Origin of the sequence: Streptomyces sp. NPDC102467 (genome assembly GCF_044765445.1) — a bacterium.
Classification (GTDB): Bacteria; Actinomycetota; Actinomycetes; order Streptomycetales; family Streptomycetaceae; genus Streptomyces.
The window spans coordinates 134,688-161,391 of the sequence record NZ_JBIWKA010000019.1; the positions used below are offsets into that span (position 1 = coordinate 134,688).

Annotated in this window: 20 protein-coding genes; 15 read left to right on the forward strand and 5 right to left on the reverse strand. The window is 71.4% G+C overall.

Features of this window, described 5'->3' with window-relative positions; translation table 11 throughout:
• The first annotated feature begins 4 nt into the window (after positions 1-4).
• From lysA to ACIREE_RS34405, 6 genes are all read left to right on the forward strand, one after another.
• Positions 5-1,384: a diaminopimelate decarboxylase gene (gene lysA, locus ACIREE_RS34380; RefSeq protein WP_404161204.1), complete on the forward strand. Its 1,380-nt coding sequence runs from the start codon at positions 5-7 to the stop codon at positions 1,382-1,384.
• Positions 1,385-1,812: 428 nt separating this feature from the next.
• Entirely contained in the window at positions 1,813-3,633 is a 1,821-nt protein-coding gene (locus ACIREE_RS34385; protein WP_404161206.1) for a sensor histidine kinase, read from the forward strand.
• A 113-nt stretch (positions 3,634-3,746) separates the two neighbouring features.
• The gene (locus tag ACIREE_RS34390) at positions 3,747-4,181 is read left to right on the forward strand and encodes a roadblock/LC7 domain-containing protein (RefSeq protein WP_404161209.1); all 435 of its coding nucleotides are present in this window, start codon (positions 3,747-3,749) and stop codon (positions 4,179-4,181) included.
• A gap of 2 nt (positions 4,182-4,183) precedes the next feature.
• On the forward strand, positions 4,184-4,555 hold the full coding sequence (locus ACIREE_RS34395; RefSeq protein WP_404161211.1) for a DUF742 domain-containing protein: 372 nt from the start codon (positions 4,184-4,186) through the stop codon (positions 4,553-4,555).
• A complete protein-coding gene (locus ACIREE_RS34400; RefSeq protein ID WP_404161214.1) occupies positions 4,533-5,132 on the forward strand; it encodes a GTP-binding protein in 600 nt (199 codons plus the stop codon). The genes ACIREE_RS34395 and ACIREE_RS34400 overlap by 23 nt, the downstream gene beginning before the upstream one ends.
• Before the next feature lie 25 nt (positions 5,133-5,157).
• Entirely contained in the window at positions 5,158-5,703 is a 546-nt protein-coding gene (locus ACIREE_RS34405) for a GAF domain-containing protein (RefSeq protein ID WP_404161216.1), read from the forward strand.
• Positions 5,704-5,763: 60 nt separating this feature from the next.
• Here ACIREE_RS34405 and ACIREE_RS34410 read toward each other — a convergent pair whose 3' ends face one another.
• From ACIREE_RS34410 to ACIREE_RS34430, 5 genes are all read right to left on the reverse strand, one after another.
• Positions 5,764-7,680: a DUF2264 domain-containing protein gene (locus ACIREE_RS34410; protein WP_404161218.1), complete on the reverse strand. Its 1,917-nt coding sequence runs from the start codon at positions 7,678-7,680 to the stop codon at positions 5,764-5,766.
• 134 nt (positions 7,681-7,814) lie between these two features.
• The gene (locus ACIREE_RS34415) at positions 7,815-10,211 is read right to left on the reverse strand and encodes a polysaccharide lyase 8 family protein (protein WP_404161221.1); all 2,397 of its coding nucleotides are present in this window, start codon (positions 10,209-10,211) and stop codon (positions 7,815-7,817) included.
• A gap of 21 nt (positions 10,212-10,232) precedes the next feature.
• Entirely contained in the window at positions 10,233-11,639 is a 1,407-nt protein-coding gene (locus ACIREE_RS34420) for a M60 family metallopeptidase (protein WP_404161224.1), read from the reverse strand.
• 183 nt (positions 11,640-11,822) lie between these two features.
• Positions 11,823-12,929, reverse strand: a complete 1,107-nt coding sequence (locus ACIREE_RS34425) for a LacI family DNA-binding transcriptional regulator (protein WP_404161227.1) — start codon at positions 12,927-12,929, stop codon at positions 11,823-11,825.
• 227 nt (positions 12,930-13,156) lie between these two features.
• Positions 13,157-14,227: a hydroxyacid dehydrogenase gene (locus tag ACIREE_RS34430; RefSeq protein WP_404161228.1), complete on the reverse strand. Its 1,071-nt coding sequence runs from the start codon at positions 14,225-14,227 to the stop codon at positions 13,157-13,159.
• A gap of 355 nt (positions 14,228-14,582) precedes the next feature.
• On the opposite strand from ACIREE_RS34430, the gene ACIREE_RS34435 reads away from it, so the two are divergent.
• The 9 genes from ACIREE_RS34435 to ACIREE_RS34475 all read left to right on the forward strand — a co-directional run bounded on the left by ACIREE_RS34435 (position 14,583) and on the right by ACIREE_RS34475 (position 26,703).
• On the forward strand, positions 14,583-15,533 hold the full coding sequence (locus ACIREE_RS34435) for an ABC transporter permease (protein WP_404161230.1): 951 nt from the start codon (positions 14,583-14,585) through the stop codon (positions 15,531-15,533).
• 112 nt (positions 15,534-15,645) lie between these two features.
• Complete coding sequence (locus ACIREE_RS34440; RefSeq protein ID WP_404161371.1) at positions 15,646-16,506, forward strand: carbohydrate ABC transporter permease; 861 nt, start codon at positions 15,646-15,648, stop codon at positions 16,504-16,506.
• Positions 16,507-16,561: 55 nt separating this feature from the next.
• Complete coding sequence (locus ACIREE_RS34445; RefSeq protein ID WP_404161232.1) at positions 16,562-18,238, forward strand: hypothetical protein; 1,677 nt, start codon at positions 16,562-16,564, stop codon at positions 18,236-18,238.
• Positions 18,235-19,689, forward strand: coding sequence for a M1 family metallopeptidase (locus ACIREE_RS34450; protein WP_404161235.1), 1,455 nt, complete (start codon positions 18,235-18,237; stop codon positions 19,687-19,689). Before ACIREE_RS34445 ends, ACIREE_RS34450 begins: the two co-directional genes overlap by 4 nt.
• A 217-nt stretch (positions 19,690-19,906) precedes the next feature.
• A complete protein-coding gene (locus ACIREE_RS34455) occupies positions 19,907-22,129 on the forward strand; it encodes a right-handed parallel beta-helix repeat-containing protein (RefSeq protein ID WP_404161238.1) in 2,223 nt (740 codons plus the stop codon).
• A 170-nt stretch (positions 22,130-22,299) separates the two neighbouring features.
• Entirely contained in the window at positions 22,300-23,328 is a 1,029-nt protein-coding gene (tdh, locus tag ACIREE_RS34460) for an L-threonine 3-dehydrogenase (protein WP_404161239.1), read from the forward strand.
• 176 nt (positions 23,329-23,504) lie between these two features.
• Complete coding sequence (locus ACIREE_RS34465) at positions 23,505-24,695, forward strand: glycine C-acetyltransferase (RefSeq protein ID WP_404161242.1); 1,191 nt, start codon at positions 23,505-23,507, stop codon at positions 24,693-24,695.
• Positions 24,696-24,716: 21 nt separating this feature from the next.
• Positions 24,717-25,619 carry a LysR family transcriptional regulator gene (locus ACIREE_RS34470; RefSeq protein WP_404161245.1) on the forward strand — a complete coding sequence of 301 codons (903 nt, stop codon included), beginning with the start codon at positions 24,717-24,719 and terminating at the stop codon, positions 25,617-25,619.
• Positions 25,620-25,752: 133 nt separating this feature from the next.
• Complete coding sequence (locus ACIREE_RS34475) at positions 25,753-26,703, forward strand: alpha/beta fold hydrolase (protein WP_404161247.1); 951 nt, start codon at positions 25,753-25,755, stop codon at positions 26,701-26,703.
• The last annotated feature ends 1 nt before the right edge of the window (position 26,704 follow it).

Sequence of the window (26,704 nt, forward strand, 5' to 3'; positions counted from 1 at the left end):
CACCATGAGCATCACGCACCCGCATACTCCTGCCTCTGCCCCCGCTCCTGCCCCCGCTTCCGCCTCTGCCCCCGCCTCCGCCGCCCTGGACGACCTGTCCGTGTGGCCGGCCTCCACCGTGCGCGGGCCGCACGGTGACCTCGCCGTGGGCGGAGTGGCACTCGCCGAGATCGCCGAACGGTTCGGGACGCCCGCGTATGTGCTCGACGAGGCGGAGGTGCGCGAACGGTGCCGCACCTACCGCGCCGCGTTCCCGGACGCGCACGTCCTCTACGCGGCCAAGGCGTTCCTGTCGCGGGCCATGGTCCACTGGGTCGACGAAGAAGGGCTCGGGCTCGACGTCTGCTCGGCCGGCGAGCTGGAACTCGCCGTCACCGCGGGCTTCCCCGCCGAGAAGATCGTGCTGCACGGCAACGCCAAGTCCCCGCACGACCTGGAGACCGCCCTGCGCCTGGGCGTCGGCCGCATCGTCATCGACAGCCCGTCCGAGATCGCCCGGCTCGCCGCCGCCGTCGGGTCGGACGGGCGGCAGAAGGTGATGGTGCGCATCGTGCCCGGCATCACCGCGGGCGGCCACGAGAAGATCCGCACCGGCACCGACGACCAGAAGTTCGGCCTCTCCCTGGCCGACGGCTACGCGCACCACGCGATCGCCCGCATCCTCGACCAGCCGCAGCTCGAACTCACCGGCCTGCACTGCCACTTGGGCTCCCAGATCACCACCGTCAAGCCCTACCTCACCGCAGTGCGCCGGATGGTCGGGCTCATGGCCCGGATCCGCGACAGCCACGGCGTCGTCCTGCCGGAGCTCGACATGGGCGGCGGCCACGGCATCGCCTACCGGCCCGGCGAGGACTCCCTCGACCTCGCCGCGCTGGCCCGCCGGATGCGCGCCGAACTCGCCGAGTGCTGCGCGGGCGCCGCACTGGCCGTGCCCCGGCTGCTGATCGAACCCGGCCGGGCGGTCGCCGGTCCCGCCGGTGTCGCCCTCTACCGCGTGCTCGCGGTCAAGCACACCGGCGAGAAGGTGTTCGTCGCCGTCGACGGCGGTATGAGCGACAACCCGCGGCCCGCTCTGTACGGAGTCCGGTACGCGCCGCGTCTGATCGGCCGCCACTCGACCGCCGCGGCCGCCACGACGACCGTGGTCGGGCGGCACTGCGAGGCGGGCGACGTGCTGGCCGCCGATGTCGAACTGCCGGGCGACATCCACCCCGGTGACCTGCTGGCCGTCCCGGTGGCCGGCGCGTACCACCTCTCCATGGCCTCCGGCTACAACCTGGTCGGCCGCCCGCCCGTGATCGCCGTCGCCGACGGGCTCGCCCGCCTGCTGGTGCGCCGTGAGTCCCTCGACGACTACCGCAGCCGGGACGTCGGCCTCTGAGCCCCGGAGACCGCGGGGCGGACGCTCAGCTCGAACTCGCCGCCGTACCAGCCGAACTCATCGCCGTATCAGCCGCACTCGTCGCACCAGCCGCGCTCGCTGCACCGAGCGCCGTCCTCCATAAGCCGGCGAGCAGCGGCGCGTCCGCGCAGTCGAGCGTGAGGTCGAATCTCGTTGCCAGGAAAGCCGACCGTACGGGGGCACTGACACTCCTGCCTGGGTGAACGAGCACCCAGCAACATAATCGGTCAGCCGTACGAGGAGTCATACCAGAGCGGGACGTCGGCCACCGGAGTTTGGCAACTGCCCACCGCACGTGAGGCGTTGCCGACTACCGTGAGTGCTCGCCGTGCGACGCCCGGTCGATCTTTTCTGCCGTCGCACCGGCCTGCCCCCTGCCCCGAGAGAACCGAGGACGAGGACGCCGTATGTCTCAGCTTCGCCAGTCGGCCGCCCGCGCAGAGCGTCGCGAAGGCGGTCGGCACGGCAGGCCGGCGGGGCGGGCCGCGCCCCGTCCGGCCGAGACCCACATACGGCCCCAGCTGCTCAGGCTGGCCGTGCTGCCGCCGCTCGCCGTGGCGCTCAGCGCGTGCGCGGCCGTCCTGTTCGCCGTACGGTCCACCGGGGCGCGCCCCGGCCCCGCCCTGTGGAGCGTGCTCGCCGGCGCCTGCCTCGTCACGGTCGCGGGCATCGTCATAGCGGCGATCGCCGCCGACCGGGCCGCCACCACTGTGCGCGACCGCGTCCTCGTGCTGCGCCGCACCAGCGCCCGCGGCCAGGCCGAACTGCGCGGCCTCGTCGAGCAGTTGCGCAAGGGCGAAGCCCCGCCACCGCGCCGTGCCCCGAAGGCGCCGGTGCCCGGCGCCGACGACCTCGACCAGCTCGGCGCCGATCTCGCGCGCGCCCAGGACGTCGCCGTCACCGCCGTCGTCCAGGCCACCCAGCTCTCCAGCCAGGCGGGCAGTCAGCAGAAGGTCGAGGTCTTCGTGAACCTCGCCCGACGCCTGCAATCACTGGTGCACCGCGAGATCTCGATCCTCGACGACCTGGAGAACGACGTCGAGGACCCCGACCTGCTCAAGGGCCTCTTCCACGTCGACCACCTCGCCACCCGCATCCGGCGGCACGCCGAGAACCTCGCGGTGCTCGGCGGTGCCGTCTCCCGGCGCCAGTGGAGCCACCCCGTCTCCATGACCGAGGTGATGCGCTCCGCGATCGCGGAGGTCGAGCAGTACTCCCGGGTCAAGCTCGTGCCGCCGATCGACGGCACGCTGCGCGGGCACGCGGTCGCCGACTGCATCCACCTGCTCGCCGAACTCGTCGAGAACGCCACGGTGTTCTCCGCCCCCCACACCCAGGTGCTGCTCCGCGCCAACCTGGTGACGTCCGGCCTCGCCATCGAGGTCGAGGACCGGGGCCTCGGCATGCCGGTCACCGAGCAGAACAAGATGAACGCGCTGCTCGCCGACCCCGACCAGGTCAACGTGGACAGCTTGCTGCGGGACGGCCGCATCGGCCTGTTCGTGGTGTCGCAGCTCGCCCGGCGGCACGGCATCACCGTACGACTGCAGAGCAACATCTACGGGGGAGTCCAGGCCGTCCTCGTACTGCCACAGGGCCTGCTCGGCATGGACCAGGAACAGCTGGCCCCCCCGGTGCGCCGGGCCACCGCCGCGGCGACCGCCGACAGCGTGCTCACGCCGGGGGCCGCCGCCGCGCACGGGCCCAGCGCCCTCGGGCACCCCGGCGACGGAGGAATCGGAGCGCCTCCGGTGGCGCGGCCCGCCCCGGCGGCGCCGCACGGAGGCGTCGCCGCGGTGCCGCGGCAGCAGCGCACCGGGCAGCCGCGGAAGCCGAGCGTCCCGCCGCCGCCCGGTGCCGTGCCTCTCCCGCAGCGCCACGCCGGCGACCCGCGAGCCACCCCCGCCGACGCCCTTCCCGGCATCCGCCCCGACGACCGGGAGAGCGCGGCCGAGCACACGGCGACGCTGCCCACCCCGGTCAACGGCGCGGTGCGCGGCACCATGGAGCGCCCCGATCTCCCGCGGCGCAGAGCCCAGGAACATCTCGCCCCGCAGCTGCGCGGCGGCCCCGCACCACGCCAGGACGACGAGCCGCCGGTCGGCCACGACCCCGGCCTGATGGCCGCCTTCCAGCGCGGCATCACGCTCGCCGAGGCGGCCGGACCGCGTGAGGTGCCGGGCGAGGCACCGGGAGCCGGGGACGACGAGGGCGGTCGTGCCGGATGACCGTCGCCCGGGCCACCCCGCCCCGCGCGGTGCTGCCCGGCGGGCCCCACCCCGACCCCACCGTCCCCCCGACCAGCACCACACCGAGCAGTCCACCAAGGAGTCGATCCCCCATGGCGAGCGATGTGCCGACGGGTCATGTGTCCGATCTCGACTGGCTGATGAGCGGCCTCGTCCAGCGCGTTCCTCACACCAACAGCGCCGTGCTCCTCTCCTCCGACGGGCTCGTCAAGTCCGTGCACGGACTCGACGCCGACAGCGCCGACCACATGGCGGCCCTCGCGTCGGGTCTCTACTCGCTCGGCCGCAGCGCCGGGGTGCGGTTCGGCGACGGCGGCGACGTCCGGCAGGTGGTCGTCGAACTCGACTCCACCCTGCTGTTCGTGTCGACCGCGGGATCCGGCACCTGCCTCGCGGTCCTCGCCGGACGGGAGGCCGACGCCGCCGTCCTCGGCTACGAGATGGCCATGCTCGTCAAGAGCGTGCGCCCCTACCTGGTGACCGCGCCCCGCCAGCCCTCGGCCGAGCCCACGGCGATGAGGAGTTGAGAGTGTCGGCCCCGCAGGACGGACCGTGGCTCGACGGCGCGGCCGGCCGACTCGTGCGCCCGTACACGGTCAGCAACGGGCGCACCCGGCCGAGCACGTCGATGGATCTGCTGTCCCTGGTCATGGCCACCGGGGCGACCCCCCTCGGCTACCTGGGGCCGGAGCACAGCCAGGCACTCGAACGGTGTGCGCAGCCCACATCGGTCGCGGAGGTCGCCGGCCACCTGCGACTTCCGGCAGCCGTCACCAAGGTCCTTCTCTCCGACCTCGTCGACTGCGGGGCCGTCACCACCAAGCCCCCCACGTTCCACGACAACCCCACTGACCGGTCCCTACTGGAGGCAGTGCTCGATGGACTACGACGACAGCTCTGACCCCTTCCCCACCGCACTGAAGATCCTGGTCGCGGGTGGATTCGGGGTCGGCAAGACGACCTTCGTCGGCGCGGTCAGCGAGATCGCTCCGCTCAGCACCGAAGAGCTGCTCACCACCGTCAGCGCCGCGACCGACAACCTCGACGGCATCGAGAACAAGGTCGAGACGACCGTCGCCATGGACTTCGGACGCATCACCCTCGACCCCGAACACGTGCTGTACCTCTTCGGCACACCCGGCCAGGAGCGCTTCTGGTTCATGTGGGACGAACTCTCCGAGGGCGCTCTCGGAGCGGTGATCCTCGCCGACACCCGCCGCCTTGAGGACTGTTTCGCCGCCGTCGACTTCTTCGAGGAGCGCGGCATGGGCTTCATCGTGGCGGTCAACGAGTTCGACGGCGGATACCGCTACGAACCCGAAGAGGTGCGCGCCGCCATCGACCTCGACCCCCAGGTGCCCGTGGTGCGCTGCGACGCGCGCATCTCCAGCTCCGGCATCCAGACCCTGCTCATGCTGGTCCGGCACCTGCTGGCGCACGCCGCCCCGGCGGCCACCGGTTTCGGAGCCCACACATGACGTACGACAGCAGCGGAGCGGCCGTATGACGTACGACGCGACCGGGCGTCTGCTGCTGACCCCGGTCGACCGGGACGGCCCCGAGCGGGCGCGCCGGCTGCGCCGCCTCGATGTGGGGCTGCGCCCGGAACCGGCCTTCGACCTGTTCGCGGACCGGGTCGCCGACGTGACCGGAGCGCCCTACGCCATGGTCAATTTCATCGACGAGACCCGTCAGTTCTACGCGGGTCTGCACACGCCCGACGGCGACCGTCGCGGTGGCGGGGCGGGCCGCCATAGGGCGCGCGACTACGGCTACTGCCCCCATGTGGTCGGGCGGCGCAAAGCGCTCGTCCTTGAAGACGTGCGCGACTACCCGAGGTTCGCGGGCAACCCTGTGGTCGACGAGATCGGCATCCGCTCCTATCTGGGCGCGCCGCTGCTCGACGACTGCACCGGACTCGCGCTCGGCACCGTATGCGTGGTCGACATCGAACCGCGTCTCTGGGGGAGGGCCGGCCTCGCGACCATCAAGGCCCTGGCCGATGAGCTGATGGAGGTGGTGCGACGACGCGGAGATCTGATGCCCTGACAGCAGGCCTTTGTACCTCTGTGCCCTCGTGGCTCTCTGTCTTTGTGCCGTCGCGCCGCCTCAGACCGTCACCGTTTCCCCGTCAGGGAAGGTGATGCGTACCTGCCCGTCGTCGTCCACCACGCACGTGATCGACTCGCGCAGCGCCTGCGGGTGCACCACGTCGCGGGTCAGCGCCACCAGGGTGACGTGCGACGTGGCGCCGCCGGGGTGCCGCGTGGCGCGGAGGTACGGCGTCGCCGAGTGCGGGCCGTGGGCGTTGGCCTCGACCTCGCGCGCGATGCCCGTCTCCTCGTCCCAGCCGTGCAGGGCCACCACCGCGCTCGTCAGACCGGACTCCGTCACGGTCAGCGCCCAGCCCGGGCCCTGTTCGGCGTGCGGACGCGTGGTGCCGGCGACCGCGTGGCCGCCCTCGCGCACGGTGATGCCCGCGGGGGCCTGCACCCGGTGTACGCGCAGCTCCCACGGCCCGTTCAGCACACTCGTCGACTCGATCGGGAACTCCTCCTCGGTGCCCGGGAGTTGAGCGTGGTGACGGGAGGAGGCGCGGCGTCCCTCGCAGGTGAGGGGGTGGATGCGGCGGCGGCGCGACGGGGTGCCGTCGGCTGCGAGCAGCGCCAGGTGGTTGTCGACGGTGCGCGCCCAGGCGTGCGGCGCGGATTCGGGGGCGGTGGCCGTGGAGTAGGCGAGCTTGGCGTAGTGCGGGTCGTCGGTGGCCGGGCCTTCGAGCGGGTTGTGGTCGCTGCCGTGGTTGATCAGGCGGACGATGCCGTCGTGCGGGGTGCCGTGCAGCAGCCAGCCGGGTGCGGGCAGCGCCGTGTAGTGCCCGGAGGGCTCCGACTGCTCGACGGGCAGCGGGAGTTCGCGCTCCGTCCACACCGGATGGTCGGCGGGCAGTAGCAGGCCGAGGAAGCCCTTGCTGGCCCAGTACGGTGACGCGGGCCCCGAGTACGCCTGGGTCGACGGCAGGAACGTGTCGTACCAGCCCAGCGGCAGCAGCCCCCGCTCGTCCGGTACGCCGCGCTCCACGAAGTGCCGGGCCGCGCCGGACGCCAGGCGCCGGGTCAGTCCGGGCGCCAGCGGCGTGCAGTCGGCCAGCGCCCCCATCCAGACCGGGGCGGTCGCCGCGAACCGGTACGTCAGGGAGCGGCCCTGGTGCACCGGGGCGCCGTCCCCGCCGAAGAACCGCGGGTACGTGCCGAGGAACCGGCCGAGTCGCTCGCGGTAGACCTTGCCGCGCCCGCCGTCGCCGTCCGGTCCGGCCATGCGGGCCCACAGCAGCGGGTAGAGGTGCATGGCCCAACCGATGTAGTAGTCGAAGTTGCGTCCGTCGCCGTCGGTGTACCAGCCGTCGCCGACGTACCAGTCCTCGATCCGGTCGAGGCCACCCTCGATGTCGCTCTGGCTGTGCGGAGCGCCGACCGACGCCAGGAACTGCTCCGAGACCACCTGGAACAGGCGCCAGTTGTTGTCCCAGGTCCGCCCGCCGACGAACCCGGAGAACCAGTCGACGACCCGCTCCTGGACGCGGGTGTCGAGCCGGTCCCAGATCCAGGGGCGGGTCTCGTGCAGGCCGATCGCTATCGAGGCGGCCTCCACCATCTGCTGGGAGCAGTCGGTGAGCGCGGGCCAGGCCTCTCCGCTGTCACGGTCCGTGCCCGTTGTCAGACCCTCCGTGTACCTTTCGATCAGGTGGGACAGGGCGGACGAGCCGGGCTCGTCGGCCCCGCCGCCCGCGCCCGCGATCCGGAAGGAGGCCAGTAGAAATGTCCGAGCGAACCCCTCGAGGCCGTCCGAGACGACCCCTGACCAGCTGGCCCGTCCGGGCAGTCGGTACTGCGCGAACCCTGGAGTGGCATAGGGCAGCAGTGCGTCCAACTGCCGGTCTGCCAGGGCCTCCCAGTGCGCCCGCGTCCAGCCCGTCAGCGGGGAGCGGACGCGATCGGTGGGCGGCAGGGAGAAATACGGGGCGGGCATGGTGGTTCGCTGGCTCCTCGGTCGGTCTGCGGGACGGGCGGCGGCGAAGATCTTCTTCGCCGGACCTTATGCGCGGTACGTGCTGACGTCGATGGTCGGTGCGGCGGGGCCGGGCGGCCGAAGCAGGCGTGTCATCAGGCGAGTTCGGCCGTATGAGTGTGTCCGCGCGAACCGCCGACCCGGACGGTGAGCACGGGGCGGCGCCCGGGGGCGACGCTGACGGTGTCGTCGCCGCTGACCAAACGCCGTACAGGGAAAGGCAGTTCGACCGTCAGAGTGGTCGCGGTCCGGCCGGGGTCCGCGACGGCCACCGTGACCCGGTGGCCTCGGCGGCGCACGAGGACGGTGCCGGGCCCGTCCGCGCGCAGCCCGTCGACGGCGCCCGCGGCCCAGAAGTGCGCAGCGAGCAGCCCGAGCCGGGGCGACTCGACGGCCTGGACGGTGCCGTCGGCGGCGATGATCCGCACCGGCCGGGACCGGGACCAGGCGGCTGTCGCGGCGGCGGTCGCGCCCGGCAGCAGGACATAGGCGTAGGACGCGGAGACGGGGGAGGGGCCGTGGTCGAACCAGAAAGTGGCGTAGCGGCGGGTGAGCGGGGTGGTGCTGCCGCCGGTGTCCGCACCGGTGTTGAGTGCCCGCCAGGTGCCGGTGCGTTCCTCGCGCAGGGCGCGCAGCGGGCCGCCGGAGGGGAAGACGTATCCGCCCGTTCCCTCCAGATGGGCCCAGCGCGCGTCGGGGAGGGCTGCCGACCAGCCCTGCTCGGTGGGCTGCCGGTGACCGTCGATGACGAGCCGGGGCGCTGCGCCGGCGTGCAGGTTCCGGTTCTCGACGACCGTCTCGACGGTGCGGCCGTCGCTCGCCGTGATGCCCGCGCCGAGCGCGACGACGGCGTTGTCCACGAAGAACCACGTCTTCTTGGCGCGCAGCGTCGACCCGTCGGCGATCAGTTCCATGGCTGCCGCGCCGTACCGGCCGTCGAGGACGGCGCCGCCCGCGACGGCGTTCTTCGGGCGGAACGTGCTGGTCCCGCCGCCCGTGCCGAGGTCGGTCCTGATCCGTGTGTCCACCGTCGTACCCGGCAGGCGGTACGGGTCGACCGTGGGCCAGAAGCCGTCGCCGAAGGCGTCGAGGTCGTCGCCGTCGTACAGGTAGGTCATGCCGTCGCCGGTGTACCAGCCGTGCAGGTTCTCGCCGTTGCCCGCCTCGTACGCGGAGATGCGCTTCGAGGACAGCGACAGGGTGCAGGCCCAGCGCGGGCGCCGGTGCACGACCCGGTCCATGTCGGCGTAGACGAAGTGTCCTGTGAGCCGGTCCGCGGGCCGCACGGCCGGGTCGTCGAGGACGGCTTTCGCTCGCGCCAGGGCAGGGACGCCGACGAGGCTCGCGTACGGGGCCACTTTGTTGTGCGCGTCGTTGCGCAGGATCCAGCCCTTGGCCGCCACGCGCCAGCGGTCGGCGTACGACTGCGGGGCGGCGTCGGCGAGTTGGAGGACGTAGGAGACGGCCACGGCGCCGTCGGTGTGGTCAGGGGCGCGCTCACGGGATATCGCGCGGCCGCGCACGGCGTCCATCATCACCCCGTCGAACAGGACGGGGGAGAAGGTCCGGTCGACGGCCTCGTGGAGCACCGAGACGTCCGGGTCGGTGACGGCCCAGTCGGAGCCGGCGAGGAGCGCGATGAGCTGACCCGCGCTGCCGAGCAGGATGCTCCCGTACGTGCCCGTATAGGCGACGTGGTCGTGCTGGACGAAGGAGCCGTCCGCGTAGAACCCGTCGCCCGAAGTGACGTACTGGAAAAGGCCGTTCTTGCCGCTGTCGCGGACGTCGGAGAGGCCGTCGCGGGCCAGGGCGAGCGTGGCGGCGTCACGGGCGAGCAAGCCGCGCAGGGCGACGATGACGGCCTTGTCGGCGCGGTTGGCGCCGGTCTCGGCGAGGGAGGGGGAGTTGGTCCGGCGGTCCGGGTTCGGGACGAAGCGGGCGACGGCGCCCACGTACGCGGCGAGGTCGTCGGCGGGCAGTTCCGCGCGCAGCAGGACGCAGGTGTCCATGAGCGCTCGGGGTGCGCCGATCTCCCAGAACCACCAGTTGCCGGATTCGGTGCGGGCCGGGTGGTAGCCGACGGTGTGGAGGAAACGCAGCGCGTCGAGCAACCCGGCGAGCACGGCGGCGTCGCCGGTCAGCGAGGTGCCCGGCGTCGCCCAGGCGGTGGCGAGCGTGCGCAGCCGTGGATAGCTCTGGCCGAACATGCCGGGGTCGGATGCCGGGGAGAGGTCGGGCCACAGCGCGGTGCGTCCCGCGGACGTGTCGAGCCGCTGCCACCAGGCGGCGGCCTGGCTGTCCAGGGCGGTGAGCGCCGCCGCGAAGTCGGGGTCTTCGGCGTCGAACTCGCCGCCGGTGAGCTGCTGTTCCGCGCGGGCGAGGAGCGTGTCGTACGGGTCGGCGTCGGCGTCGGCGCTTTTGGTGAGCGGGAGCACGGTCGCGGCGGCGCCCGCTCCGGCGAGCGCGAGGGTCTGGCGTCGGGTCAGGTCCATGGTCGGTCGTCGCCCTCCGGGTCAGTCGGACAGGGTGGCCGGGTCGACGGGCGGCTTCGGGAGGTGGAGCGCGGCGAGTGCGTCGAGGCCCTCGGCGTCGATCGGGTACGCCCACCGGTCCACGAAGAAGCCGGTGAGGTCGTAGCCGGTGACGCGGCAGGTGTACACGGCGAAGTTCGTCCAGCGCAGCGCGTCCTGGGTCGCCCAGTCGGACTGCGGGTTCTCCGTGCGGATGAGCCGGTGCAGCTTCGGCCAGAGGCCGGTGCCGAAAGCGAGTTCCAGCTGACGCAGCGAGACCAGCTTCTCGTAGGCGCCGAACGAGGTGGCGAAGGCGAGCCCCGGAGTGCCGAGCTTGGGCAGGGCGGACTGGAAGGGGGTGAGGCCGGTCGTGGCGTCCGGGACGAGCAGGTTGGAGGGCTGGCCGAGGACGCGTTGCGCGGCCAGCGAGTAGATGTTGACCGAGACCTCCGTCAGGCCGGACGGGCGGTAGGCGAACTGCTGGTGCAGGTGCCCGAGTTCGTGGTACAGCCCCCACCCGCGCGTGATGAGGCCCTGGACGGTCAGGAGCCGGTCGAAGTAAGCGGGCGGGAAGGCGTTGTAGTAGTGCGTGGCGTACGCGCCGACCCCGGCCGGGACCTTCGGCACCTCGCTGAACTGGTACGGGCCCGCTTTGCGCCGATGCAGCGCGGAGGAGCCGTCGAGTCCGGCGACGGCGGCATGGGAGGCGATGATCTTCTCGAAGGTCTCCATCAGCTGCGTGTGGTCCTCGCCCCGGTAGGGCAGGAAGTTGGCCCGGGTGACGGTCACGAGGGCGTGCGGCGAGGACAGTTCGACGTACAGCGAGTCGGTGAACGTGTCGAGCTGCTGCTGGAACTGCGCCTCCGTCGTGCCGTCCCTGCCGCCCAGGACGAACGTCGGCATGCGCACGGCACCCTGCACGAAGGTGACCTGCGCGCGCTTGCCGTTGCCGGGCAGACGCAGATGGATCGGGCCGCCGTAGGCGTCGCTGAAGGTGGTGTCGCCTTGGGCCAGGGTGACGGCGCGCGGCGTCATGAGGTCGGCGTTGTCGGGGTGGTTGTCGAACGTGCCGACGTGCAGCGTCGGCAGGACCCCGTCGAGGGCCTTCACGCGAACGGTGATCCGCGTGCCCGCGGGGGCGTAGCGGCCGGTGGCGATGAAGTCGCTGCCGCGGTAGGTCGTGGCCAGCCGGAGCCGCTCGGTCTCGGCGTCCGGGAACGACTCGACGAGCAGGGTGCCGGGGTCCCGCACGCCGCGCGCGGTCGTCGCGGCGGCGGTTCCGGCGCCGCCGAGGAGCGCGGCGGCACCGGCGCCGGCGACCCCGGCGAGCAGCGAACGGCGCCCGAATCCGGGGGAGTCGGCGGAGCGGTGGGCGGCAGACGTGGAGTGAGGCAGGTGGGCAGGGCGCATCCAGGGACTCCCATGGGGACGAAGAACGTCAAGGCGATGGGCGGGACGGGCGTGACAACTGCGCGCCAGCATGTAAGCGTTTGCTATCCGGCCGCAAGAGGGTCCGGAGAGTTTCTGTTCGTTACTACGTCAAGGAACGCTGATCCGAGCAGGATCACGCATGCGGGTGGGCGGCGGGGCACCTCAGCGCCGGGCGCGCGGCGGTGCCACGGAGTCCCGTACCACCAGCTGTGTGCCGAGCCGCAGCGTGCCCGTGGTGGGGGCGCGCCAGTCGTCCTCGTCGCCGCCGTTGAGTGCGACCCGTACGGCCTGGCGGCCCATCTCCTCCAGGGGGATGCGGACCGTCGTCAGACGCGGCCGCAGTTCCTGGGCCACCGGGATGTCGTCGTAGCCGACCAGGGAGACGTCCTGCGGGATGCGCACGCCTGCCTCCTCCAGGGCCTGCGCAGCACCGGCCGCCACGATGTCGTTCGCGGCGAACACCGCGGTGAACTCGGGGACCTCCCGCACGAGTTCGGCCATGCGCCGGTATCCGAAGGCGCGGCTGAAGGGGCCCGGCTGCTCCAGTGCGGGCTCGCGCGCGATGCCCCGCAGTTCGAGCGCGCGGCGGTGCCCGGCGAGCCGGTCCTGCGCGGTGGACAGGCCGGGCGGCCCGCCGAGGTACAGGATCCGCTCGTGGCCCTGCGCGATCAGGTGGTCGGTGAGGGCGAAGGCGCCGCCCTCGTTGTCGTACTCCACGCCGACCGTGGGCGCGCCGTTGCCGATCGAGGGGCGGCCGCACAACACCAGCTTCGAGCCGCCCGCATCCAACTCCCGTGCTCTGCGCGCGAGTTCAACCTTGTAATCGCGGTCGTCGACGCTGCCGCCGACCAGTACCACCGCGTCGGCACGCCGCTCGTGCATCAGCTCGATGAACGCCAGCTCGCGTTGTGGATCGCCCTGGGTGCAGCACACCAGGCAGAGCCGGTCGCCGTCGGTGGCCTCCCGTTCGACGCCGCGGGCGATGTAGGCGTAGAAGGGATCGATGAGTTCGCTCACGATGATGCCGATGGTGCGGCCGGAGACGCCGGCGAGGGCGCGGGCGTGAGCGTTGACCACATACCCGAGTTCGCGCATCGCCGCTTCCACGCGCTCGCGCGTCTCGGTGGCGACCGGGTAGTTGCGGTTCATCACACGGGACACCGTCGCCGTGGAGACGCCGGCCCGCTTGGCCACGTCGACGACGGTCGCACGCCGCTGCCCTGCCGCGGCCGCGCCGCTGCCGGGTGCCGTCGAACTCTGCCGGGACATCCGGCCCACCCCCTGATGGTCGTACTCGTCTGCGTGCTGGTCTGCGTACTGATGTGCGTGCTGGTCCGCGTGCGGGTCAGTCTGCGGGGTCCTCCGCCGGTCCGCGTACGGGTCTACCTGCGGGCTCGTCCGCCGGCCCGCGTGCGTATCTGCCTGCTGGTCCGCCCGCTGGTCCGTCCGTGGTCGTTCGCCCGACCCAGAGCCTAGGCCGTGCGGGGCGGGCCCGTTCACGCGATCCGCTCCAGGTCGTCGAGGAGCACGGGGTGGTTCAGCGGTACCCCGCGGGCGTAGCGGGCGAGCTCGTCGACGGCGAGGGCGCCGAGCCGCCCGATCTCGTTGCCCTGGGCGCCCGCCATGTGCGGTGTGATGAAGACGTTGGGCAGGTCCCACAGCGGGTGTCCTGCGGGCAGCGGCTCCGGGTCCGTGACGTCGAGGACGGCGTCGATCCGGCCGCTGACCAGGTGCTCGGTGAGGGCGGCGGTGTCCACGAGCGGGCCGCGCGCGGTGTTCACGAGCAGGGCGCCCGGCCGCATCATGCCGAGCCGGCGGGCATCGATCAGCCGCCGGGTCTCGTCGGTGTCGGGGGCGTGCAGGGTCACGACATCGCTGGTGGCGACCAGCGTGTCCAGGTCGGTACGGGTGGCGCCGAGCAGTTCGGCCTCGGCGTCGGAGACGTACGGGTCGTACAGCAGCACCTCGGCGTCGAGGGAGCGCAGCAACTGGACGACCCGGCGCCCGATCCGGGATGCGCCGACCACGCCGACCGTGATGCCGCGGGTGCCGAGCCAGTGGTGGCGGTCCAGGTCGGCGTCGGTGCGGTGGGTGCGCCGGGCGCGGAAGAGGTGGGAGAGCGGGAACGCCCGCTTGGCGCCGAGGATGATCGCGGCGAGGGTGAACTCGGCGACCGGCACCGCGTTGGCCGCGGCCGCCGAGGAGACCGTGATGCCGCGCTCGTACGCCTCCCGGCTCAGGAAGGTCTTCACGGTGCCCGCCGCGTGGATCACCGCGCGGAGTCGCGGTGCCCCGTCGAGTACGGCGGTGTCAATGGCCGGGCAGCCCCAGCCGGTGAGCAGGACCTCGCACTCGGCGAGTGCGGCGCGTGCCTCCGGGCTGCTGAACTCCCTTATGACGCGCGGTGGTTGAATGTCCGCGGTCTCTTCGAGACGGGCCCGCACGGTGGGCGGGAAGACGTCGTCGATGACCGCGGAATCCATCGCGAGAACCGTACGGGGCCGCCGTGGGGGCGGTGTGGCGACGGCGGCCATGGCCTCGACCGGCGCCTCGTCAGTAGTACGCACCCTGCCTCCGGACAGTAAACGTGTTCTATGGCGTGACGGCACGCTAGGGAGCGCGCGGCTCGACCGTCAAGGTCAAGAGGCGGCACAAAGAACCGAATTGCCCGGCCCGAGAGTAAATATCCGCCAGGAAAAGCGTGTTGAAAGCTGCTCGTAACCCAGCTGTTTCGCGCAACTCTTGACGATGGGGTTAACCGCTTACTAACTTGCCGCCGCAGAAGCACCGTCAAGTGAACACAGCTACGTGAACACAGCTACGTGAGCACAGCTACGTGAGCACAGCTACGTGCACACAGTTCCGCGAACACAGCAACAAGCGGCGCCGCACCCGCGCCACTCGGCCGAACAGGACCGCCCCATGACTGTTCCCGCTCCACCCGCCGTCGTTCTCCGCAAGACCCTCTGGCAGCGCCTCAAGCGCGACAAGGTGATGCTGCTCCTGTGCCTGCCCGGCTTCCTGTACTTCGTGGTGTTCCACTACGTGCCGCTGCTCGGCTACATGGTGGCCTTCCAGGACTACCAGCCCTACCTGGGCTACATGCACAGCGCCTGGACCGGTCTCGCGAACTTCACGAACGCCTTCGCCGACCCCGACTTCTGGTCGGCGACCGGCAACACCCTGGAGATCGCGCTCGTCCAGCTGGTCCTGTTCTTCCCCGTGCCGATCGGGCTCGCCCTGCTGCTCAACAGCATCGTCAGCGACAAACTGCGCCGCTTCGTTCAGAGCGTCGTCTACCTGCCGCACTTCATCGGCTGGGTCATCATCGTCTCGATCTTCCAGCAGATCCTCGGCGGCGCGGGCGTCGTCCCCGACCTGCTCGAAGCCGTCGGCCTGCCGCGCTACGACATGATGACCGACCCGAACGCCTTCCCCTGGCTGCTCGCGCTCCAGGTCATGTGGAAGGACGCCGGCTGGGGCACCATCATCGTCCTCGCCGCGCTGCTCTCCATCGACCGCGGCCTGTACGAGGCGGCCGCCATGGACGGCGCCGCACGGTGGCGGCGCTTCTGGCACGTCACGCTGCCCGGCCTCTCCCCGGTGATCGTGCTGCTGCTGATCCTCAACCTCGGCAACATCCTCACCGTCGGCTTCGAGCAGATCCTGCTCCAGCGCGACGCCGTCGGCCCCGGCAGCGGTGAAGTCCTGGACACCTACGTCTACTTCCACGGCATCAAGGACAACCAGTGGGGCACCGCAGCCGCGGTCGGCCTGGTGAAGGCCGTGATCGGCACCGTGCTCGTCATCGGCGCCAACAAGTTCGCCCACCGGCTCGGCCACGAAGGGGTGTACCGCGGTGCAGACCGTTGATACAACCGCTATGACCGCTACGACCGCCACGACGGCGGTGCGCACGCGCCGCCGCGGCAGCAGCGCGCCTGCCGACGGAGCGCTGCGTCCGTCCGGCGCCCGCCCGCCGTGGATGGAGCGCCCCACCAAGGCTGGGCTCGTCCTGAAGGGCCTCGCCCTCGTCACCGTCGTGGGCCTGGTCGCGTACCCGCTGCTCGGCGTCATCGGCACGAGCTTCGCCTCGCAGACCGACATCATCAGGTCCAACGGGCTCGTTCTGTGGCCCGACCACCCCAACCTCGACGCCTATCGCACCGCGTTCACCGGCGGCCGCGTCACGCGCGCCCTGTTCGTGAGCGTCGGCGTCACCGTCCTCGGCACCGCGTGCAGCCTGCTCGCCACCATCGGCATGGCGTACGGGCTGTCGCGGCGCGGTGTCGTCGGCGGCCGCTTCATCCTGATGACGGCCCTGTTCACGATGCTGTTCAACGCGGGCGTCATCCCCAACTTCCTTCTGGTGAAGGAACTCGGGCTCTACAACACCTTCGCGGCGCTCGTCCTGCCCACCATGGTGAGCGCCTTCAACCTCGTCGTGATGCGCGCCTTCTTCATGAACCTGCCGGAGGAGCTGTACGACGCCGCGAAGGTCGACGGCGCGGGCGACTTCCGCACCCTGATCCGCGTCGTGCTTCCCCTGTCGAAGGCGGTCGTCGCGGTCGTCGGCCTCTTCTACGCCGTCGCCTACTGGAACGCGTATTTCAACGCCCTGCTGTACCTCGGCGACAACGACAAATGGCCGCTGCCGATGGTGCTGCGCACCTTCATCCTCCAGGGCCAGAACCTCGACACCGCCGCGGCCGGCGAGGCGATCGCCCCGCAGCAGGCCGTACAGATGGCCGTGCTCGTGATCGCGGTCGTGCCGATCCTGCTCGTCTACCCGTTCCTCCAGCGGTTCTTCACCAAGGGCGTCCTCACCGGCGCCGTCAAGGGCTGAAGAATCGCCGCTGCCCCCAACCTGCCGTCACTCCGCCCGTGTTGAGGAGTCCTTGATGTCCGGCACCACATCCGTCAACCGCCGCACCTTGTTCCGTTGGGGAGCGGGAGCCGGCCTCGCCGTCGCCGCCGCCCCGCTGCTCGCCGCCTGCGGCGACGGCGGCACCGTGGCCAAGGCCGAGGCGAACAGCGCCAAGCTGCTCCCGACGACCACTGTCCGTTCCATCGGCGTCAACGCCGATCTGCCCGGCACGGCCGCCGGTGTTCCGAACGCCTTCCTGAAGTACCCGGCGAACCCGGCCCGCGCCACCAAGGGCACGCCGCTCAAGGGCGCCAAGAAGATCACCGCAGTTACCGAGACGTTCGCGCCGCTGCCGCCCGAGCGCGGCAAGAACACGGCGTGGCGGGAGATAGAGAAGCTGCTCGGCACGCAGGTCGACTTCACGGCGGTGCCCGCGGACGACTACCCGGCGAAGTTCTCCACCATGATCGCCGGCGACCAGCTGCCGGACATCTTCATGTACCCGGAGACCGGCGGCGTCGACAACAAGGGCGCCTTCCTCACCGCCAAGTGCGCGGACCTCACCCCGTACCTGTCCGGCGACAAGGTCAAGGACTATCCGAACCTGGCCGCCGTCCCCGAGTACGCCTGGCAGGACGCCATCTACGCGGGCAAGCTCTACGGCATCCCGATCGCCCGCTCCGGCAGCGGCGGCGCCGGCTTCTACCGCGCCGACCTCTTCAAGAAGGCGGGCGTCACCAGCCTCGACCAGATCGACAGCGTCGAGCGGCTGGTCGAGCTCGCCAAGGACCTCACCGACGCGAAGAAGAAGGAGTACTTCTTCACCGGCGGCTCCACGGTCCTGCTCGCCATGTCCTGCGGCGCCCAGCACTTCTGGAAGCGCGACCTCAAGACGGGCAAGTGGACCTACCAGCTGGAGGACGAGGCGTACCGGCACGCCATCGAGACCGCCGCCGAGCTGTACAAGGCCGGCTGCTTCTACCCCGGCACCGTGCAGATGTCCGGAGCCCAAAAGGCCCAGTACACCGGCCTGTTCATGAACGGGAAGGCCGCGTACGTCTACGACGGCATGCCGTCCTACCTGACCACCTCCACCGGCTACGTCGACGCGATGGCCGCCATCGACACCTCCTTCGACGTGCGGCCCATGGTGCCGGTCGGCAAGGACGCCGTCGTCTGGACCGACAACGTCTCGCTGCAGAACTGTCACCTCACCAAGGCCGACGACAAGCGCGTGAAGGAACTCCTGCGCCTCGCCGACTTCGCCGCCTCGCCCTTCGGATCGGCCGAGTACACCCTCATCAACTACGGCGTCGAGGGCACCGACCACAAGCGGGACAAGAACGGCACCCCCGTGCTCACCAAGCAGGGCGCACAGGACGTCACCGTGCCTTGGTCCAAGCTCGCCTCCGCGACCCCCGCGTTCTTCAGCGCCACCCACCCGGAGGCGGCGCGCTACGTCCATGAGGCGTACACCAGCCTCATCCCGAAGATGATCGAGGACCCCACGCTCGCCTACACGGCGCCGACCTGGGACTCCAAGGGGATGGGCAGCCTCTACACCATCCACCTCGACGGCATCAAGGACCTCATCACCGGCCGCAGGCCGCTGTCGGCCTACGACGCCCTGGTCAAGAAGTGGCGTAACGCAGGAGGCGACAAGTGCCGGACCGAGTTCGAACAGGCCTCCTCCCGGAAGGGCACCAAGTGAACACCGGTAGACGCGCACTGCTGAAGGGCGCGGGTGTCGCCGCGTTCACGGTCCCGCTGTTCGCCACCGCCGCACACGCCAAGGGCTTCGATCCGGGCCCCGGCTCCGACGGCGTCGGCGACCCGCTCTTCCCCACGCTCGGCAACGGCGGCTACCAGGTCACGCACTACGACCTGACCTTCGACTTCACGCCCGTCACCTATGACTTCACGGGCGAGGTCACGCTCTCCGCGCAGGCCACGCAGGACCTGTCCTCGTTCAACCTGGACACCGACGGCCACACCATCGACGCGATCACGGTGAACGGCCGCAGCGCGCCGTACGCCCTCTCCGTCGGCCAGTCGGGCCAGGAGCTGACGGTCACCCCGGCCAGACCGCTGCACAAAGGTGCGCCGTTCACCGTCACGGTGAGGTACCGCGGCAACGGCAAGGCCCCGCGCGTGGGCCTGACCGGCTGGAGGTTCGGCACCGACGGCGGATTCGCCTCCGCCGTGCAGTCCTCGCGCGCCGACACCTTCCTGCCGTGCAACGACACGCCGTCCGACAAGGCCACCTGGACCTTCCACATCTCCGCGCCGGAAGGGTATGTCGCCGCCGCCAACGGTGAGTTGACCGGCAAGGACAAGCGCCCCGACGGCTCCACCCTGTGGCACTTCGCGCTGCGCGAGCGGATGCCCACCGAACTCCTCGGCATCGCCGTCGTCAAGGGCACGTATCTGTACGGCACTTCACGCACCGGACTGCCTCTACGGCACGTCGTCCCGCAGGGCCAGGAGGACAAGTACGGGCCGATCGTGGCCCGCACCCCGGACCATCTCGCCTGGCTGGAGGCGAAGTTCGGCAGGTACCCGTTCTCCGTGTACGGAGTGCACATCTACGACGGGTACACCGACGCGCTGGAGAACTCCACGCTCACCCTCATGGGCACCAACTGGTTCAAGCCCAACGCCGACGGCAACCCCACGTACGAGAACACCATGGTCCACGAGCTGACCCACCAGTGGTTCGGCGACTCGGTGACCCCGGACGACTGGCAGCAGGCCTGGCTGAACGAGGGCCCGGCCACGTACTACGCCGCCCTCTACAGTGAGGAGCGCGGCTGGTCCGTGATGGACGACAAGATGAAGGCGACGTACGCGAAGCTCGACGCTGTCCGCGCGAGTGACGGTCCGCCGGGGCTGCCCAAGGCGCTGGGCGGCGTCAACATCTACGACGGCGGCGCGCTGGTTCTGTACGCGCTGCAACTCCGCGTCGGGCAGCGGAAGTTCGACCGGATCATGGGGCTGTGGCCGCGGCGCTTCCGGGACCGGAACGTCACCAGCGAGGACTTCATCCGGCACGCGGTGGAGGCGACGGGGGAGCGGGCGCTCGACGGGTTCCTGAGGGACTGGCTGTTCGGGGCGGTGAATCCGCCCATGCCGGGTCGTCCCGACTGGGCGGGTGTGTCGTGACCGGAGATCCGGGCGCCTTCCGGGCCGGCGGCTTCCGTGTGTGGGCGGCCGAGGGTCGTGCGCGGTCCCTCGCGCGGTCCCTCGCGCCCCTTCAGGACGCCGTCCAGGCCGGTGCTTCCTGTGTGTGGGAGGCCGCAAGCCGTTCGTGGTTGCTCGCGCGGTTCCCCGCGCCCCTTTCAGGGCGCTGCGGCGCCCCAACCGTAGGAAAGGCCATCGCATGAGATCCGGCACCCGCACAGCCCGCGCCACCGCCGCCGCGTTCCTCGCCGCCGCGGCCGTCGCCCTCGCCCCGCTGCCCACCGCGCAGGCGGCACCCGCCACGAAGGTCCTGCATGCCGCGCCGCACGGCACCGGCACATCCTGCACCAGCGGACATCCCTGCTCGGTGGAGGGCGCGCGCGACGCCGCGCGGAACGTCACCGGTCGGGACGTACGCGTCGAACTGGCCGACGGCACATACGAGTTGCGTACGCCACTGAAACTCGGCGCCGACGACTCCGGCGTCACCTGGGCCGCCGCCCGCGGCGCCCGTCCCGTCCTCTCCGGCGGGCGCGCGCTGACCGGCTGGTCCGCGAACGCCGACGGCACCTGGACCACGAAGGTGCCCAACGGTGTCGTCCCACGGCAGCTCTTCGTCGACGGCGAACGGGCCGTGCGCGCCCGGGGCGAGTCCTGTGCCGCCTCCGTGTGCGACGCGACCAGGACCGGCATGACCGGCGCGCAGGCCACGGGGATCTCCCGGTGGGCCCGGCCCACCGACGCGGAGGCCGTCATCCGGGTGCGGTGGCGCAACTACCACTGCCGCATCGCGTCCGTCACCGGCGACACCCTGGCGTTCGCCCAGCCCTGCTGGACCAACTCCGCGTCCGGCACGGACCGTACCGGCCCCGCCTGGGACTCGACGGCCGTCGACTCGGCCCGCTACTCCAAGGTCGCCTTCTTCGAGAACGCGCGCGAACTCCTAGACCAGCCGGGCGAGTTCGTGTATGACTCGGCCGCGCGGACCGTCACGTATCTGCCGCGCAAGGGCGAGAATCCGCGCCGCTTCCACGCCGTCACCCCCGCGACGGAGAACCTGCTCGTCCTCGACGGCGCGCACGACGTCCACATCACCGGAATCGGCTTCGCATACGCCGCCTACAGCCAGCCGTCCACCGACGAGGGCTACGCGGGCATGCAGGCAGGGCTGACCCTGACCGGCGCCACAGGGCCGGTGGATCACGCAGGGCGGTTCTACACCAAGCCCGCCGCCGCCCTCACCGTGCGCGGCGGCCGCCATGTCGTCGTCGACCACGCGTCCTTCACCCGACTGGGCGGCGCGGGCGCTGTCTTCGAGCACGGCACGCAGGACTCCACCCTCACGCGCTCCCGCTTCAGCGACCTCTCCTCGGGCGCCGCGTACTTCGGTGACACGGACCCCATGCCGGCACCCGAACTCGCGGGCGCACACAACACGGTGTCGTACAACACCATCCGCCGCACCGGAGTGGAGTACACCGACGCCGTCGGGATCTGGGCGGGTTACGAGGCCGGGACCGTCATCGACCACAACACCCTCGAAGACCTGCCGTACTCCGCGGTCTCCGTCGGCTGGGGCTGGAACCAGCCCGAGGCCCAGCAGTCCGTACTGCGCGCCAACCGCGTCACGAACAACCGGATCACCGACGTCATGCGGGTCGCCTACGAGCAGCACGACGGCGGCGCCATCTACACCCAGGGCGCCCAGCCCGGCACCGTCGTCTCCGGCAACTACATCAACCGCAGCGCCTACGGGAACACCGAGCGCGACGGCAACGGCATCTACCTCGACGAACAGTCCAGCCACATCACGGTGAGCGGCAACGTGCTGACCCGGCTCGGCTACAAGTGGGTCTCCAACTGGGCCGACTACGGCATCGACAACCACGCCACCGGCAACTGGACCGACACCGACACGCCCGCCCTCGCCGGCACCGGTTCGACCCTCACCGACAACCACACCAAGCTCGACCGCCTCCCCGCCGAGGCCCTGAAGGTCGCCGCGGCGGCGGGCGCCGAAGGGCACGACCGCGTCGAACAGCTCCGCCCCGACCTGGCGCGCACGGGCACCGCCACCCAGTCCTCGACCGACGGCACGGCCGGGGCCGCGCGGGCCGTCGACGGGGACACCTCCACCGACACCCGCACGCTCGCCGAGCCGGGCGCCTGGTGGCAGGTCGACCTCGGCGCGGGCCGGCACATCGGCCAGGTCGAGATCTGGAACGACGCTTCGATGACGACGGCCGGCTTCGATGTGCGGCTCGCGTCGTCGGCCGACTTCTCCGACGCCACCACCGTCCACGTCACGGGCAAGGCCCTGCGCCCCACCGTGCTCGCCACCGACACCCGGGCCCGCTACGTCCGCGTCGAACTGACGGGCACCGGCCGGGTGGGCCTGGCCCAGGTCCAAGTACATCCGTAGGGAGCTGCCTGTAGGAAAGCTGCGGCGGCGCTTAAGAAATCCTCGATGGACCGGGGCGCCGCCGTACGGAAGAGTCCGGGGTGGCGGCCTGCTGACCGCCACCCCCACATTCTTCCCCGTAGGCGGGCCGCTTCGTGCTGCCCGCGTGCGCGACGACAGGAGCCGAGCCGTTGAAGGCACTGGTCAAGGAGAAGGCCGAGCCGGGACTGTGGCTGACGGACATGCCCGAGCCGTCCGTCGGCCCCGGTGACGTACTGATCAAGGTGCAGCGGACCGGGATCTGCGGCACCGACCTGCACATCCGCGCCTGGGACGGCTGGGCGCAGTCGACCATCAGCGCGCCCCTCGTCGTCGGCCACGAATTCGTCGGCGAGGTCGTGGAGACCGGCAGCGCCGTCGCGGACATCGCCGTGGGCGCCACGGTCAGCGGCGAGGGCCACCTCGTGTGCGGCAAGTGCCGCAACTGCCTCGCCGGGCGGCGCCACCTGTGCCGTGCGACGGTCGGCCTGGGCGTGGGCCGTGACGGCGCGTTCGCCGAGTACGTCGCCCTGCCCGCGTCGAACGTGTGGGTGCACCGTGTCCCCGTCGACCTGGACGTGGCGGCGATCTTCGACCCGTTCGGCAACGCCGTGCACACCGCGCTCTCCTTCCCGCTCGTCGGCGAGGACGTCCTGATCACCGGCGCCGGGCCGATCGGCCTGATGGCGGCCGCGGTCGCCAAGCACGCCGGCGCCCGCAACGTCGTGATCACCGATGTCAGCGAGGAGCGCCTGGCGCTGGCCCGCAAGGTCGGCGCGAGCCTCGCCCTGAACGTCGCCGAGTCCACCATCGCCGACGGTCAGCGCACGCTCGGCCTGCGCGAGGGCTTCGACGTGGGCCTGGAGATGTCCGGCAACCCGGCCGCGATGCGCGACATGCTCGCCAACATGACCCACGGCGGAAAGATCGCCATGCTCGGCCTCCCGTCACAGGAGTTCGCCGTCGACTGGGCCCGGATCGTCACCTCGATGATCACCATCAAGGGCATCTACGGCCGCGAGATGTTCGAGACGTGGTACGCGATGTCGGTCCTCCTGGAAGGCGGCCTCGACCTCGCCCCGGTGATCACCGGCCGCTACGCGTACACCGACCACGACGCGGCCTTCGACGACGCGGCGAGCGGCCGCGGCGGCAAGGTCATCCTCAACTGGGAAGCCTGACCCCGACTGGGAAGCCTGACCCCCGACTGGGAAGCCTGACCTCCGATTGGGAAGCCTGACCCCGACTGGGAAGCCTGACCCCGACTGGGAAGCCTGCCCCCCGACTGGGAAGCCTGACCCCGACTGGGGAGCCTGCCCCCCGACGTCAACTCCCTCCGCTGACAAGGACTTTCGGCATGTTCGACAACGTACGCGAAGACCTCCGGACCACCCTCGACGAGATCGTCGCCGCGGGCCTGCACAAGCCCGAGCGGGTCATCGGCACCCCGCAGTCCGCCACCGTCGGCGTGACGGCGGGCGGCCGGCCCGGCGAGGTGCTCAACTTCTGCGCCAACAACTACCTCGGCCTCGCCGACCACCCCGAGGTCATCGCCGCGGGCCACGCGGCCCTCGACCGCTGGGGCTACGGCATGGCCTCCGTGCGCTTCATCTGCGGCACGCAAGAGGTGCACAAGGAGTTGGAGGCACGCCTGTCCTCCTTCCTCGGCCAGGAGGACACGATCCTCTACTCCTCCTGCTTCGACGCCAACGGTGGCGTCTTCGAGACCCTCCTCGGCCCCGAGGACGCGGTGATCTCCGACGCCCTCAACCACGCCTCGATCATCGACGGCATCCGCCTGAGCAAGGCCAAGCGCTTCCGCTACGCCAACCGCGACATGGCCGACCTGGAGGCCCAGCTCAAGGCCGCCTCCGGCAGCCGCCGCAAGCTGATCGTCACCGACGGCGTCTTCTCCATGGACGGCTACGTCGCGCCGCTCGCCGACATCTGCGACCTCGCCGAGCGCTACGACGCCATGGTCATGGTCGACGACTCGCACGCCGTCGGCTTCGTCGGCCCCGGCGGCCGCGGCACCCCCGAGCTGCATGGCGTCATGGACCGCGTCGACATCATCACCGGCACCCTCGGCAAGGCGCTCGGCGGCGCCTCCGGCGGCTACGTCGCGGCCCGCGCCGAGATCGTCGCGCTGCTCCGTCAGCGCTCGCGCCCCTACCTGTTCTCCAACAGCCTCGCCCCGGTCATCGCGGCCGCCTCCCTGAAGGTCCTCGACCTCCTGGAGTCCGCCGGTGACCTGCGCGAACGCCTAGCCGCCAACACCAAGCTGTTCCGTACGCGGATGACGGAGGAGGGCTTCGACATCCTCCCCGGCGACCACGCGATCGCCCCGGTCATGATCGGCGACGCCTCGGTCGCCGGCCGGATGGCCGAACTGCTCCTGGAGCGCGGTGTCTACGTGATCGGCTTCTCGTACCCGGTCGTGCCGCAGGACAAGGCCCGGATCCGGGTCCAGCTCTCCGCCGCGCACTCGACCGAGGACGTGAACAGGGCCGTGGACGCCTTCGTGGAGGCCCGCGCGCAGCTGGGCTGACCGGTTTGGGACAATAGGGGCATGATCGAAGCGCGGCGGCTGCACATCCTGCGTGCGGTGGCCGACCACCGCACGGTCACGGCGGCTGCCGCCGCGCTGTATCTCACCCCGTCCGCGGTCTCCCAGCAGCTGACGGCGCTGGAGCAGGAGACGGGCCACAGGCTGGTCGAGCGCGGCGCCCGCGGGGTCCGCCTCACCCCGGCCGGCGAGATCCTGCTCACCCACACGAACGCCGTCCTGGCCCAACTGGAGCGCGCCGAGGCGGAACTCGCCGCGTACAGCACCGGCGCGGCCGGCACGGTGACCCTGGCCTCCTTCGCGACCGGTATCGGCCTGGTCGTCGGCCCGGCCCTGGCGCGGCTCGCGCACACCGCACCCGGCATCCGGGCCAGGGTCCAGGACGCCGAGGGCGACGCCAGCCTGCCGATGCTCCTCGACCGGCGGATCGACGTCGCGGTCGCCGTCGAGTACCGGGGCGGCCCGGGAGCCGACGACGACCGGATCACCAGGGTGCCGCTCTACGCCGAACCCTTCGACGCGGTGCTGCCGGTCGCGCACCGGGTCGCGGACGCCGAGCGAGTAGCGGTCGCCGAACTGGCGAAGGACACCTGGATCGGCCCCTACCCCGGCAACCCGTGCCACGACGTGGTCGTCCTGGCCTGCGAACACGCCGGATTCGCCCCGCAGTTCGAGCACCTCTCCGACGACTTCCGCGCGGTCGTCGCCCTCGCCTCCGCCGGCGCGGGCGTGGCCCTCGTCCCGCGCTCGGCACTGGTCGGCATGGACCTGACCGACGTCGTGGTCCGCCCGATCGACGGCGTCGCCCCCACCCGCAAGGTCTTCGCGGCGGTCCGCCACGGCGCGGAGACGCATCCGCTGATCCGTCCGGTCCTGGACGCGCTGGGGGAGGCGGCCGGGGGCTGACGGCCTCGTGGCGTGTGGCCTCGTGGTCGAAGCATGCCGCCCGCCGCCGTTCGCGTCCATGCACGCATGAGCGCCGACGGGGCAGGGGAGGTGGAGAGGATCCGCCCGCCCACCTGTGATCAGGAGCCGCCCCATGACCGACCCCGCGTACACCACCAGCGTGCTGACCACCGGCGACGGCGCGGCCGTGGCCACCTACACCTGGCTCCCCGACGGCGGCAGGCCCCGCGCGTTCGTGCAGATCGCCCACGGCGCGGCCGAGCACGGCCTGCGCTACGACCGGTTCGCCCGCCACCTGACCGCGCACGGCTACGGCGTCATCGCCTCCGACCACCGCGGCCACGGCGCCACCGCCGCGACCACCGGCGGCTACGGCGTCACCGACGACGCGGAACCCGGCACGGTCGACGCCTGGATCGCGATCGTCGAGGACCTCAAGGCCATCGGCGACCAGGCGCGGGCGCTGTACCCGAACGTCCCCTTCGTCCTGCTCGGCCACAGCCTCGGCTCGCTCCTCGCCCGCGACTACGTGCAGCGGCACCCGGACGACCTGGTCGGCGTGATCCTCTCCGGCACCTTCCGCTCCCTGCCCGGCGCCGACAACGAGGGTTCCATCGCGGCCCTGGAGGCGGACATCGCCCGCTCCGGCCGGGCCGAGCTCTCCTCCTACGTACCCGACCTGTTCGCCGCGTTCAACGACCCGTACCCGCACCGCACCGGCTTCGAGTGGCTCTCGCGGGACGAGGCCGAGGTCGACACATACGTCGCCGACGAGCGCTGCGGCTTCCCGTTCTCGGCGGGCCTCACCCTCGACTGGGTCCGCGCCGTGCGCCGGATCAACGACCCGGAGAACCTCGCCCGCATCCCCGCCGACCTGCCGATCCACGTAGCGGCCGGCACCGAAGACCCCTGCAACCAGCGCATGACCCTCGTCCACGAACTCCTCGAGGACTTCCGGTACGCCGGCGTCACCGACCTGACGTGGCGCGGCTACGAGGGCGCGCGCCACGAGATCCTCAACGAGACCAACCGCGACGAGGTGCAGGACGACCTCACGGCCTGGCTGGACAAACGCGTTCCGTGAG